Raw genomic sequence first — 12,944 nt, forward strand, 5'->3', positions numbered from 1 at the left:
GGTCAGAAGACAGCTGCTCCGAGGGCGGGAAGGGAAGATGGTGGGTGGGTCAGAAGAGAGTGGTCTCCTCGGGCGCCGGTGGCTTGTCGATCGGGTCGGCGCCGTCGGGCGGCAGCGGGTCGACCAGGTGCGGTCCGTTGTTCTTCACCGAGCTGACCGCCTTGGACACGGCGTACGCCTCCAGCCGGCCGGGCGCGGCCGGGACCAGGAGGTCGAGCAGGTCGTCGGGATCCGACGACAGCGGGTCGAGCCAGGCGTCGTACCGCTCGCGCTCGACCAGGAGCGGCATCCGGTCGTGGATGCGGCCGAGGTCGTCGGTGGCCGAGGTGGTCAGGACCGTGCAGGTCCACAGCCAGGCCTCGTCGGAGTCCGCGTCCTGGACCGACTTGTCCCGCCAGATCTCGTACAGCCCGGCCATCGCCAGCACACTGCCGTCGGCCGGGTGGATGAAATACGGCTGCTTGACCGGCTTGCCGTTCACCTTCTCCTCGGCCGTGTACCACTCGTAGTACCCGTCCGCGGGCAGGATGCAGCGCCGGGTGGCGAACGCCTTCTTGAAGGCCGGCTTCTCCGCCACCGTCTCCATCCGGGCATTGATCAGCCGGTTGCCGATCGAGGTGTCCTTGGCCCAGGACGGCACCAGTCCCCACTTGACCGTGGTCAGCTTGCGGACCGTGTCCTCGGGCTGCTCGCGGTTCTTCCGCTCGACCACGGCGATCACCTGGTCGGTCGGCGCGACGTTGTAGTTGTCTGCGAGCTCCTGCACGGACTCGCGCACGTTCCCGGCCTCGATCTCGAACTCGACGACGAGGTCCGACGGGTCCCGGCTGGACGCGTATCTTCCGCACATGGCACCAGCCTAGACAGGGCCACCGACAACGACCACGGGACGAGCGACGACGGATCGCTCACCCCGTGATGAGCGATCCGCCGCCGGTCTCATGCGTCCGGGCACCCCCCTGTTGGCGTCCGGACGCAGGTCCCTAAGGTCTGGCCAGTTCGTCGAGCACCCGCCCGGACATCTCGTCGCTGCTCGGCAGTCCTTCGATCCAGATCCGGGCCAGCTGGGGTACGTCGGTGTCCAGCCGCCACTGGGTGATCAGGGCTCGTACCGTCGCGACCTGCTCCGGCAGGTTCGGCTCGCGGCCGACGAGCGCCGCCGCACGGTGTGAGCCGACGCGGCCCAGTACGTCACCGCCGCAGAAGACGATCCGCAGGCACTCCGCCACGTCGACCAGCCGGAGCTCGCGGTCGAACGGCGTGGTGCCCGGGGGATTGAGCGGCTCGACAACCACCAGTGCGTGGGTCTGCGGTACGGAAGTTCCACGGAGTTCCGCCTCTCGGTAGAGCTCGCCGAGCCGGGACCGCAGGTGCGCCAGGCTGGACAGCCCGGTCAGCGGGTCCTCGCAGGACAGCGAGTGGAGGTAGACGAGGGAGGCCTCGGCCCAGCTGGAACTGAGTGCGCGTACCGCGGCGAAAGCCGGCTCGCCCCCGGCGATCGAGCGGTACAGCGCACTCAGCCCATCAAGTGCCTCGAGCAACGAGACTCCGTCGGCCGCCAGTTGGCGGCCGACCTCGTCGCTCGCAGGCACGACATCGGCACCGTCCCGTAGCGCCTCGGCGATCGCGAGGTAGGCGCTGTGGTCGGTGCTTCTTTCGGGACAGCTCATCGCGTCGGGGCCAGCTGTGCCGTGCGGCTCCCTCCGCCCGCACGGTTGATCGGTTGGAGACGACGCTTCCGGCCGGTTCCGTGCGGGCGACCCCGCCAGGTTCAGGGACTTGGCCGGACGCAGGTCGAACCGTCTGCGGAGATCCGCGAACAGCGACATGGCCCTCCTCGAAAAACAGCCCCGTCAGTCTCCCGACCGGGCGGCCGGAAGCGTCGTTCCGGAGGTGAGACAGCGGGCCGCGAAGTTCATGACGCGGATTCGGAGAACTTTTTTCGCGTAACTTCCGCGTGGGCGTCCTCGTCAGGAAAGGTGCGCCGGGAAGATGCGCACAGCCCGTCCCACGTGGGAGCCTTGTCCTCGGCAACTATGTGACAGACGGTGACGCCGTCGTACGGACAGTCGTGACCACAGACCACGGGGGAGACCGATGGAGACGCCGGAAGGACCGAGCGACGCCGAACTGATCGCTCGCGTCCGCAACGGCGACCTCGAGGCGTACGGCGAGTTGTTCGGCCGGCACCACCACGCGGCCGAGCGGATGGCCCGCCAACTGGTCCCGGCCAACGATGCCGACGACCTGGCCAGCGACGCCTTCGCCAAGGTGCTCGACGCGCTCCGCTCCGGCGGCGGCCCGGACATCTCGTTCCGCGCCTACCTGCTGACGACGGTACGGCGGGTGCACGTCGACCGGATCCGGTCCGGCCGCAAGGTGCAGGCCACCGACGACATCGCGGCGTACGAGCGGGAGCCGGAGACCTTCGACGACCCGACCGTGACCGGCTTCGAGAGCGGCGCGGCGGCCAAGGCGTTCGCGAGCCTGCCCGAGCGGTGGCAGGCCGTGCTCTGGCACACCGAGGTCGAGGGTGAGAAGCCGGCCGCGATCGCTCCCCTGCTCGGCCTGACCGCGAACGGCGTGTCCGCGCTCGCCTACCGGGCCCGCGAGGGTCTGCGCCAGGCCTACCTGCAGCAGCACCTGGCCGACGTCGCCGGGGATCGCTGCCGCTGGACCACCGAGCGTCTGGGTGCGTACGTCCGCGGCGGCCTGACCAAGCGGGAGAACCGCAACGTCCGCGAGCACCTGGACGACTGCGCGAAGTGCACCGCGGTCTACCTCGAACTGGTCGAGGTCAACAGCGCGCTGCCGGCGCTGCTCGCCCCGGCCCTGCTGGGCACCGCGGGTCTCGGCTACCTGGCCGCCGCGTCCGGCGCCAAGGTCGGCTTCGTCGGCTTCCTGGCCACGGGCTGGAAGAAGGCCACCGAGAACAGCACGCGTACGGCGGTCGGCGCCGGAGCGGTCGTGGTCGTCGCGGTCGCGGCCGTGCTCGCGGCGATGGCGCTGACCGGCAACGACACTCCCCCGGCGGCGATCAGCAATCCGCCGAGCCAGCAACCCACCCAGCCACCGGGGACAGCTCCGACGGTGCCACCGGCCACGCCGCCGACGGTCAAGCCACCGACCGTGGAGCCGACGACGGCTCCGACCACCGCACCCCCGACGACCGCGCCGACGTCACCGGAGCCGACGCCCGGCGTCACTCCGACTCCGCCAGGGACCACACCGACTCCACCGTTGCCGACGACACCGATCCTGGACGAGGGCCTGCTGACCATCAGTGCGCCGCGCGGCGGTAGCAGCCCCACGACGCGGGCCGGTGGGGTGCAAAGCCAGGCCTCCGAGCAGTGGATCATCACCATCACGGCCCCGGCGCAGAACGCCGACCCGATCGTTGTCGGCCTGAAGTACGGCTCCGCACTCCACTGGCCGCTCAGCGGGGACCCTCGCGGCTGGACGTGTGACGAGGCCGCCGGCACGTGTACGGCGGACAACTCCTCCGCGCCGCAGCCACTGCCGGTCTCGTTCGCGACGCCGACCGGCGGCTCGGCGGCCGACCGGACCTTCACCGTCTCGGCCAAGACCGGCCGCCTGTACGACGACGACTCGGCCACGCTGACCGCACCGCCGCGGACCGACGAGAACCTGCTGAAGATCGTCGCAGGCAAGGCGGACCCGGACGTCCACCACCGCATCCTGACCGTTGCCCCGGGCACGGACCGGACCAGCGTGACGCTGAAGCTGAGCTACGGCTCGGCGCTGGAGTGGCCGATCACCGGCAACCCCGCGGGCTGGAAGTGCTCGGCCTCGACGAAGACCTGTACGTCGCTCACCCCCGCGAAGCCGGCTCCACTCCCCGCGAACTTCGACGTACCCGAGGACGGCCCGGCGGCGGCTCGGACGTTCACGGTGGCGGCGACGGCCGGGCTGGTGAGCGACACGGACTCCGACGTACTGCCGGGGATCCAGCCGGACGAGTCGCTGCTGCAGATCGTCACGCCGACACCGAGCACCGACCCGAACCCGTTCCTCTACAACCGGTTCCTGCAGCTCAGCGGGGCCACGGACCGGCGGGTGACGCTGGACATCACCTGGGGCCGCAGCCTGCAGTTCGTGCCCGCGCTCAACCTCGGGTGGACCTGCTCGCGGTCGTCCGACGTCAACAGCATGACCTGCTGGACCGACAACTACCGCAAGCCGTTCAACTCCCAGTGGGCCGCATGGCTGCCCGGCACCGGCTCGAGCAACACGATCACCGTGCACGCCCAGGCCGGCGGCCGCGAGGACACCGACTCCGTCAAGATCCCACCCTCCACCACCCGCCGCTAACCCTCCCCACCCCGACCCCCTCCGCCCACCCCGCCTCCCCTGCCGTTCTGATGGGTTGACCCATCAGACCGTGGGTTGGCCAACCGCGTGCGACTGGCCAACCCACACGCGGATGGGTCAGCCCACCAGACGGGGGCCGGGCGGCCCGGGGGCCGGGTGGGCCGGGGGCGGGGGGCCGGGGGCGGGAGCCGGTCGGGGCGGTCGCTTCCTAGCTCGCGTTCCCATGGGTTGACCCATCAGACCGTGGGTTGGCTAACCGCGTGCGACTGGCCAACCCGCACGCGGATGGGTCAGCCCACCAGACGGGGGCCGGGCGGCCCGGGGGCCGGGTGGGCCGGGGGCGGGGGGCCGGGGGCGGGAGCCAGTCGGGTCGGTCGCTTCCTAGCTCGCGTTCCCATGGGTTGACCCATCAGACCGTGGGTTGGCCAACCGCGTGCGACTGGCCAACCCGCACGCGGATGGGTCAGCCCACCAGACGGGGGCCGGGGGCGGTTGGTGGTGGGGGCGGTTGGTGGTGGGGGCGGTTGGTGGTGGGGGCGGTTGGTGGTGGGGGCGGTTGGTGGTGGGGGCGGTCGGGGTCGGGCGGGGTGCTGGAGGGGCGGGGGTGGGCGGGGTGGGAAGTCGGTTGGTGGTGGGGGGTGGGGGTCGGTACGCTGGTCTGGTTCGCGTTGACGGAACCGAGTAGCGCCGTACACCACGTTCGAGAGAGTCGCCGGTAGCTGTGAAGGCGATACGTGGAGCGGTGGCGAAGACACTCCCGAGCGGATGCACGGCAAGAGGCCGGACTCGGGCACGTGCCCGATCCGGTGAAGGTGTGGTGGCACCGCGAGATTCCCCTTCGCCCACACCTCCGGGGTACGAGAAACGACCTGGAGGTGAAACAGCGATGCGCATTCTCAGCCATGAGATCCCCTCAGCAGTAGGCCAGTCCGTCACGGTGGCCGGCTGGGTACACCGAAGACGACGGCTCGCCGCCGTCAGTTTCCTGATCCTGCGCGACCGATCCGGCCTGAGCCAGATCGTCGTGAAGGCGCCGGAAACCCAAGCACAGCTGGACGAACTCGGCGAGGAGACCGTCGTCCAGGTGACCGGTACGGTCGCCGCCAACCCGCAGGCACCCGGCGGTGCGGAGATCGTCGACCCGGTGATCGAGGCGCTGACCGAACCAGCCGCGACGCCGCCGATCGAGCTCTGGCGACCCACGGTCGGCGCCGGGCTGCCCGTCGTACTGGACAACGCGCCGGTCGCGCTGCGGCACCCGGCGGTGCGGGCCGGCTGGGAGATCGCGGCCGCGGCGCTGCACGGGTTCCGCCGGACCATGGACGGTCTGGAGTTCACCGAGATCCAGACGCCGAAGATCGTCGGTACGGCGACCGAGTCCGGGGCCAACGTGTTCGCGCTGGACTACTTCGGTGGCCCGGCGTACCTGGCGCAGTCGCCGCAGTTCTACAAGCAGACGATGGTCGGGGTGTTCGAGCGGGTCTTCGAGGTCGGACCGGTGTTCCGGGCCGAGCCGCACGACACGGTCCGGCACTTGGCCGAGTACGTGTCGCTGGACGCGGAGTTCGGGTTCATCGAGGGCCATCGCGACGTGCTCGCCGTACTGCGCTCGGCCGTCGCCGGGATGTTGGCCGCAGTGGGCGAGCGGGCGACGCCGGCGCTGGAACGGCTCGGGGTCGCCTTGCCGGAGATCCCGGTCGAGGTGCCGGTGGTGCACTTCAGCGAGGCGCTGAAGATCGCCGGCGCGGACCCGGACGAGCCGGACCTGGCACCGAAGGACGAGCGGGCGATCGGCGAGTGGGCGTTGCGCGAGCACGGCAGCGAGTTCGTCGCGGTCGAGGGCTACCCGATGGTGAAGCGGCCGTTCTACACCCATCCGCAGCCGTCGGACCCGCGCTGGTCCAACTCGTTCGACCTGCTCTTCAAGGGTGTCGAGCTGGTCACCGGTGGCCAGCGTCTGCATCGCTACAGCGACTACGTTGCCGCCCTCGAGGCACGTGGTGAGTCGCCGGACGACCCGGCGTACAGCTCGTTCCTGCAGGCGTTCAAGCACGGGATGCCACCGCACGGCGGCTTCGCGATCGGTCTCGAGCGCTTCGTCGCACGGCTCACCGGGGCGGAGAACGTCCGCGAGGTCACGCTGTTCCCGCGCGACCTGCACCGGCTGACGCCGTAGTGGACACCACCGCGTCAGTTGTCGCCGAGCTGAACGTTGCCCTAGGCACCAGTTACCAGCTCGTCCGGCAACTGACCGGTGGTCTCCAGTCCAGCGCGTACGAGCTCACCGACGGCGACACCACGGTCGTCGTGAAGTGGACGGCCGACCCGGGCTGGGCGCCGCGAGTCCGGCGGGCGGCCGAACTGGTCGGCCGGGCACGAACGGTCGGGTACCCGACCCCGGCCTGGCTCGCTGTGGGCGAGACCGTGGCCGGATCGCCGTACCAGCTGCAGGAGTTCGTCACCGGCGAGCCGCTCCGCGACGCATCGGTACTGGACGAGCGGCTGGCCCGGCAACTGATCGAGATCTGCGAACTGCAGCGCGAACTCGTCCCCGAGGACGGTGTGAGTTGGTCGGGGTGGTCGAGCGGCGTCGTCTTCGAGGACTGGGACGGTGTGTGGGGCCGGGTGCGTGCGTACGGCGGTGAGGTCGCCGAGCTGCTCGACCGCTACGCCGAGTTGTGCCGGCCGCACCGTGGCGAGGTCCTGCCCGACAACGATCTCGTGCACGGGGATCTCAACGTCGGCAACTTGATTGTCGACAATGGGAGGATCGCCGGGATCGTCGATATCGAGGCGGCGGGCGGTGGGTCGCGGGCGTATGACCTGGTCTCGCTGGCGACGTCAGCGGCACGCGATGGTGCGCAGGCCGGAGTCGACGAACTGTTCCTGGAAGCGGCATTGAAGGCCGGTGGGCGGGCGGCGGTCGCGGTGTGCGCAGCGGCGGCGTACGCGACGATCGCCGAGTTCGTCCACGAACGCTCGAAGTTCTCGCAGGATCTGGTCCGGGAGGGCGCGCAGCGAGTGTTCGAACTGCTGGATGCATGATGTGCGCATGCTGAGTGAGGTGGAGCGACGGGTGCTGGCCGGGGTCGACGACCCGCGGGTCATCGAGGGTCTGCGTGACCTGGTGCGCATCCCGAGTGTCGACGGTACTCCGGCCGAAGGCGACGTCCAGGCGTGGTGTGCGGAGCGGTTGGCGACGCTCGGTCTGATTGTCGACAAGTGGCCGATCGACCTGCCGACAATCACCGCCGATCCGGAGTTTCCCGGAATGGAGGTCGCACGGGACGAGGCGTGGGGTTGTGTGGGGGTGCTCGGTGGAGACGGCACGCCGGGACTGATTCTCAACGGGCATGTGGATGTGGTGCCGCCGGGTGAGCTCGGGTTGTGGCCGGACGGCGATCCGTTCTCGGCACGGATCGAGGACGGGGTGATGTGGGGTCGCGGTACCTGTGACATGAAGGGTGGCGTGGCCGCGATTCTCGGCGCAGTCGCGGCCATCGTTGCCTCGGGCATCGAGCTGCGCAAGCCGCTCGCGGTGCACACCGTGATCGGTGAGGAGGACGGTGGCGCGGGCGCGTTCGCGACCCTGACGCGCGGCCACACCGGCGAGGCGTGCCTGATCGCCGAACCGACCGCGAGCTGTGTCATCCCGGCCAACGCCGGATCGCTCACCTTCCGGCTGGAGGTCCCCGGGCTCGCGACGCACGGCTCGACCCGGACACGTGGGGTGAGCGCGGTCGAGAAGTTCGTGGTGATCCAGTCGGCGCTGCAGGTCCTGGAGGCCGAGCGAAACCGCGATCCGCATCCGTTGCTGGCGCATCTCGAGCTGGCGAACCCGCTGTCCGTCGGTCGGGTCGAGGCGGGCGATTGGGCCAGCACCGTCCCGGATCTACTCGTCGCCGAGGGCCGGTACGGCGTACGCCTCGGCGAGTCGGTGGCGGCGGCGCGGGATGCCTTCGAGGCGGCGATCGCCGAAGCGTGCGCGAAGGATGACTGGCTGCGTGAGCATCCTGTCGCGGTGAGCTGGCCGGGAGGTGAGTTTGCCTCGGGGTTGCTGACCGAGGGAGATCCCCTGCTGGCGGACACGGTGCAGGCAGCCACTCACGCGGGTGGCATGACTCCCGAGGTGAAGGGAGCGCCGTACGGCTCGGATCTCCGGCTGTATGCGGCGGCGGGGATCCCGACACTCCAGTACGGTCCCGGCGACGTGCGGTACGCCCACGCCACCGACGAGCACGTGCGTCTGTCCGAGGTCCTCCACGCGGCCCGCGCCTACGCCCTGCTAGCCGTCCGCCGCTGCGGCTGAGTGGTACAAATCCACCATGGGGCCGTTGCGTGGGCGTTCGGCGGAGCTCGGACGGCTGCTGGACGCGCTGCGCGCAGCCGCTGAGGGGCAGTCCTCGCTGGCCGTCGTCACCGGCGAGCCCGGGATCGGCAAGTCGGCGTTGCTGGCCGCCACAGTCGAGCAGGCCGTGCGGCATGGCTTCCTGGTCGCCGGCGCGTCCGCACAACAGACCGACAACATCAGCCCGCTGTCCTCGCTCGCACCCGCACTCCGCGCCGGCAAGGAGCCGCTGGTCGACACAGCGCAGTTCATGGAGCTGGCCACCCTCAACACCCAGCCGCTCTGGCTCGCCGAACGCTTGGCCGACCTCATCGGTCACCGGTTGGACGGCACGCCGGCTGTCATCGTGCTGGACGATGCGCAGTGGTCCGACCCGCTGACCGCCTTCGTACTTCGCGTGGTCGCGGCCCGGCTGGCCGACTCCCAGCTGCTCTGGCTCGTGGCCACTCGCCCGTCCCTCGGTGGCGTGACCGACCAGCTGACTGACGCCGTCCGCGGCCAGGTCCCGATCCACGCCATCAACCTCGCACCGCTCGCCGCGGAAGCCATCCAGGACATCGCCGCCGATCTGCTGAACGGTCCGGTCGACCCGTCCCTCGCCATCCAGCTGGCCGGTGTCCAGGGCATCCCGTTCCTCGCCGAACAGCTGATCGCCGGCCTGTACCTCGGCACCGCATCGGACACGACCGGTCCGCTCCCCACCGGTCTGGTCGAAGGTGTACGGCGCCGTACCAGCGGACTGTCGGAGCTCAGTCGGACGCTGGTGCGGACGGCCGCGGTGTTCGGCAGCGAGTTCCGGCTCGAGGACGTCGCCGTACTCATGGCCGAGCCGGTGGCCAGACTGGCCGATCCGCTCGAGGAGGCGATCCAGTCCGGTCTGCTCACGGATGCCGGCTCGGTACTGCGCTTCCGCCACGAGCTCCTGCGGTCGGCTGCGCTGGCCGACGTACCTCCCTCGGCTCAGAGAGCTCTGCACGGGGCCATAGCCAGTCAGCTCATGTCGGCCGGTCGAGGAGCGGCCGCTGCGGCTCCGCACGTCCTCGCAGTCGCGCAGCCCGGTGATGCCCCGGCGATCGCGACTCTGCGCGAGGCGGCCCGCGGCCTGCTGGCGACCATGTCGACTACGGCCGCCGAGGTCATCCAGGAGGCGTTCGACCTGACCCTGGTCGACGACCCGCTGCGCGCCGAGGTCGGTGAAGAGGTCGTGAGCATCCTCCTCGCGGCCCGGCAGTACGAGCGCGCCAAGGCCTTCGCGGACGACCTGCTCAGTGGCAGCGTGCTCTACCGGGGTCCGATCTCCCCGACGCTCCAAGCCACCGTCCGCCTGCACCTGGCGCCGTACCAATGGCCGACCAACCGCCTGGACGTCCGCGACCTCACCGTCTCGGGCGCGGAGCCTCCGCTCGCCGAGCGCCTCGCGGCCTTCCGCGTGCTGGCCGGTGCAGAAGCGCCGGGCACGCCGCAAGACCCGGTTGCTCAGGGAGTGCTGTTGGTGGCCGCGGCGGAGGAGGAGCGGGCGGCCGGGCGGTATGCGAGTGCCCTTGAGTACTACGTGCAGGCTCGGCGAGTGCCCGCCGGGCCGGGGAGCTTGCCGGATGCGTTGGTCGAGGTCGGCGAGTTGTACTGCCGCGCTGAGGTTGACGAGTTGCCGGGTGGGTTGGAGCGGGTGCGGGAGCTGCTGAGCGGCGGCGACTCGTGGGTGGCGCCGCAGTTGGCTGTGCTGCAGGCGCGGCTCGAGTACGCGTCGGGCAACTTGGCCGAGGCGGAGCAGGCTGCCAACACCGGGCTGCGGTGGATGAGCCAGTTGCACGACAGCACGTTGGCTCCGGTGGCGCATCAGGTGCTCGCGCTGATCGCTCTGCAGCGCGGCAAGCTCACCCACGCACGGGAGCTCGCAGGGCACGACCCAACGATCAACGCCTTACTGGCGGTCGCGGATGGCGATACCAAGGCGGCCGCCCGGTTGCGCGGCGTACCGCCGGAGTTCCCCGAGCGGACCGATGTACTCGTCGAGGCGGGCGCCGAGGACCGGCTGGCAGAACAGGCGGCCGCTACCCCGTCGACAGCGCACCGCGGGGCGCTGGAACTGGTGGCTGCGGGCGACGACTTGGAGCGGCTGGCGGCGGCGACCGAGATGCTGCGTACGGCGCACCGGCCGTTGCTGCTGGCAAAGGCCGAGGAGCTGTACGGCGGCGCCGTACTGGAGTCCGGCGACCGCTCGACCGGCATCGCCACCCTCGAACACGCCCTCGACACCCTGACCACACTCGGCGCCACCGCTCCGGCCGGCCGGATCCAGGCGGTGCTCCAGGCTGCTGGAGTACGACGCCGCCGGTGGTCCGCCGTACCGCCGCGGGCACAGGAGGGCTGGGACGCGCTCACCCCGATGGAGCGCCGGGTCGCGCTCCTGGTCGCCGAGGGCCATACCAACCGGTCCGCCGCCGAGGAGCTGGTCGTTTCCGCAAGTACCGTCGGCACCCATCTGCGGTCCGCGTTCGGCAAGCTCGGGGTCAACTCGCGGGTCCAGCTGACCCGTCTGGTGCTGGAGCGATTCACTCCTCCCCCGAACGCATGAGTTTTGGGTGCACCGCCGTCGTCCACGGCTGAGTTCACCGCTGGCAAGTTCGGTTGTTCGGTCGATCCGGCCGAGCGGGCCTGCGCGGTTTCCTTCTACTACCAAGCCAAACCTGAAGGAGATCGAGAGCAATGACCGACAAGACCCCCACCGTCGTCCTGGTGCACGGCGCGTTCGCGGAGAACTCCAGCTGGGCCGGTGTGATCGCCGAACTCACGAGTCGCGGCATCAATGCCGTGGCGGTCAGCAACGAACTGCGCGGTCCCGCGCTGGACGGCAGCCGGGTCGCCGCCCAGGTCCGCGAGATCGACGGGCCCGTCGTCCTGGTCGGGCACTCGTACGGCGGAGCGGTGATCACCGCCGCTGCCAACGAGGCCGACAACGTGACCGGCCTGGTGTACGTGGCCGCGTTCCTCCCGGACGAGGGCGAGAGCCTGCAGGACCTGCTCGGCAGCTTCCCCGCCAACGACTTCCCGGCCGGACTGGTGCCGCACACCCTGCCGACCGCCGAGGGCGGCGAGGAGACCTACCTGAGCATCGCGCTGGACAAGTTCCCGGCGCTGTTCGCCGCCGACGTCGAGGACGCGGACGTCCTGGCCCGGACCCAGAAGGCGATCGCCGCATCGGCGTTCGACGAGAAGGCCGGCTCGGCGAGCTGGAAGCGGCTGCCGGCACACGTCCTGGTCGCGACCGGCGACGAAGCGATCCCGCCGGAGGGTGAGCGCATCATGGCCGCCCGCGCCAAGGCCACCACCATCGAGGTCGACGGCTCGCACGCCGTGGCCGTCTCGCAGCCGAAGGCTGTCGCCGACTTCATCGCGACCGCGGTCGAGGCAGGTGCGGCCCGATGAAGCTCCGTCGCTTGGGTGCACTCCTCGCCACCGCCGCAGTACTGCTGACCGGCGCGACCACCGCCACCGCTCAGACCGAGCACAAGCCGAAGCCGACCATCGTTCTCCTGCACGGCGCGTTCGCCGACGGAGCGAGCTGGTCGGAGGTGACCGGCAAGCTACAGCGCGACGGGTACACCGTGGTCGTCCCCGCCGTGCCGCTCCGCGGGATCGCCGCCGACACGTCGTACCTGATCGGCGTCCTCGCCGCAGTCCCGGGTCCGAAGGTGCTCGTCGGTCACTCGTACGGCGGTGCCCTGGTCAGCGAGCTCGCCGGGACCAGCGGGGTCAAGTCGCTCGTTTACGTGGCCGGGTTCATCCCGCAGGCCGGTGAGACGATCGGCGCGCTGAACGCGAAGTACCCGGGCAGCGAGCTCGGACCGGACACCACGAATGCGATCAGCTACTCCGGTGGCGTCGACCTCGTGGTGAAGCCGGAGGCGTTCCACCGGGTGTTCTCGGCCGACCTGCCGGCTCGGCAGGCCGCCGTACTCGGGGCCTCCCAGCGTCCGATCAACGCCGCCGCGTTCGACGAGCCGGTCGCGACAACGGCTCCGGCCGGTCTGCCGAAGTACGCCGTGATCCCGACCGGAGATCACGCCATCCCGCCGGCGGCCGAACGGTTCATGGCCGAGCGCGCCCACGCCAAGACGGTCGAGATCCCGGACGCGTCCCACCTGGTCGCCCTGTCCCACTCGTCCGCCGTCACTCAGGTGATCGAGCAAGCCGCCCGGTGACGTCCCGCGGCCCGCACACCACTGTGGCGTGCGGGCCGCGTCGGGTCCGTCGTCGATCGCGA

The 12,944-nt window shown here is 70.6% G+C and carries 9 protein-coding genes; 7 read left to right on the top strand and 2 right to left on the bottom strand.

Annotation, left to right across the window (positions count from 1 at the left end):
- Window positions 1–49: 49 nt before the first annotated feature.
- Together ACIBG5_RS37840 and ACIBG5_RS37845 are read right to left on the bottom strand one after the other, a co-directional pair.
- Window positions 50–850 carry an SOS response-associated peptidase gene (locus tag ACIBG5_RS37840; protein WP_396396599.1) on the bottom strand — a complete coding sequence of 267 codons (801 nt, stop codon included), beginning with the start codon at window positions 848–850 and terminating at the stop codon, window positions 50–52.
- Window positions 851–983: 133 nt separating this feature from the next.
- Window positions 984–1,670, bottom strand: coding sequence for a hypothetical protein (locus tag ACIBG5_RS37845; RefSeq protein WP_396396601.1), 687 nt, complete (start codon window positions 1,668–1,670; stop codon window positions 984–986).
- Between the two features lie 427 nt (window positions 1,671–2,097).
- On the opposite strand from ACIBG5_RS37845, the gene ACIBG5_RS37850 reads away from it, so the two are divergent.
- The 7 genes from ACIBG5_RS37850 (at window position 2,098) to ACIBG5_RS37880 (ending at window position 12,882) form a co-directional block, all read left to right on the top strand.
- The gene (locus tag ACIBG5_RS37850; RefSeq protein WP_396396603.1) at window positions 2,098–4,332 is read left to right on the top strand and encodes a sigma-70 family RNA polymerase sigma factor; all 2,235 of its coding nucleotides are present in this window, start codon (window positions 2,098–2,100) and stop codon (window positions 4,330–4,332) included.
- Window positions 4,333–5,218: 886 nt separating this feature from the next.
- On the top strand, window positions 5,219–6,508 hold the full coding sequence (gene aspS / locus ACIBG5_RS37855; RefSeq protein ID WP_396396604.1) for an aspartate--tRNA(Asn) ligase: 1,290 nt from the start codon (window positions 5,219–5,221) through the stop codon (window positions 6,506–6,508).
- A complete protein-coding gene (locus ACIBG5_RS37860; RefSeq protein WP_396396606.1) occupies window positions 6,508–7,377 on the top strand; it encodes a phosphotransferase family protein in 870 nt (289 codons plus the stop codon). The genes aspS and ACIBG5_RS37860 overlap by 1 nt, the downstream gene beginning before the upstream one ends.
- Window positions 7,378–7,384: 7 nt before the next feature.
- Window positions 7,385–8,641 (top strand): ArgE/DapE family deacylase, encoded by a 1,257-nt coding sequence (locus tag ACIBG5_RS37865; RefSeq protein WP_396396608.1) that lies wholly within the window; start codon window positions 7,385–7,387, stop codon window positions 8,639–8,641.
- 16 nt (window positions 8,642–8,657) lie between these two features.
- Entirely contained in the window at window positions 8,658–11,255 is a 2,598-nt protein-coding gene (locus tag ACIBG5_RS37870; protein ID WP_396396610.1) for an ATP-binding protein, read from the top strand.
- Window positions 11,256–11,386: 131 nt separating this feature from the next.
- Window positions 11,387–12,106 (top strand): alpha/beta fold hydrolase, encoded by a 720-nt coding sequence (locus tag ACIBG5_RS37875; protein ID WP_396396611.1) that lies wholly within the window; start codon window positions 11,387–11,389, stop codon window positions 12,104–12,106.
- A complete protein-coding gene (locus ACIBG5_RS37880) occupies window positions 12,103–12,882 on the top strand; it encodes an alpha/beta fold hydrolase (protein WP_396396613.1) in 780 nt (259 codons plus the stop codon). The genes ACIBG5_RS37875 and ACIBG5_RS37880 overlap by 4 nt, the downstream gene beginning before the upstream one ends.
- Window positions 12,883–12,944 lie beyond the last annotated feature (62 nt).

Source organism: Kribbella sp. NPDC050241 (assembly GCF_044459685.1).
In the GTDB taxonomy this organism is placed as follows: domain Bacteria; phylum Actinomycetota; class Actinomycetes; order Propionibacteriales; family Kribbellaceae; genus Kribbella.

What these genes read in the sequence shown, in the direction of transcription:
- ACIBG5_RS37845 (WP_396396601.1), bottom strand. Translation starts at nt 1,670, where the DNA reads ATGAGCTGTCCCGAAAGAAGCACCGACCACAGCGCCTACCTCGCGATC.
- aspS (WP_396396604.1), top strand. Translation starts at nt 5,219, where the DNA reads ATGCGCATTCTCAGCCATGAGATCCCCTCAGCAGTAGGCCAGTCCGTC.
- ACIBG5_RS37840 (WP_396396599.1), bottom strand. Translation starts at nt 850, where the DNA reads ATGTGCGGAAGATACGCGTCCAGCCGGGACCCGTCGGACCTCGTCGTC.
- ACIBG5_RS37880 (WP_396396613.1), top strand. Translation starts at nt 12,103, where the DNA reads ATGAAGCTCCGTCGCTTGGGTGCACTCCTCGCCACCGCCGCAGTACTG.
- ACIBG5_RS37875 (WP_396396611.1), top strand. Translation starts at nt 11,387, where the DNA reads ATGACCGACAAGACCCCCACCGTCGTCCTGGTGCACGGCGCGTTCGCG.
- ACIBG5_RS37850 (WP_396396603.1), top strand. Translation starts at nt 2,098, where the DNA reads ATGGAGACGCCGGAAGGACCGAGCGACGCCGAACTGATCGCTCGCGTC.
- ACIBG5_RS37870 (WP_396396610.1), top strand. Translation starts at nt 8,658, where the DNA reads ATGGGGCCGTTGCGTGGGCGTTCGGCGGAGCTCGGACGGCTGCTGGAC.
- ACIBG5_RS37865 (WP_396396608.1), top strand. Translation starts at nt 7,385, where the DNA reads ATGCTGAGTGAGGTGGAGCGACGGGTGCTGGCCGGGGTCGACGACCCG.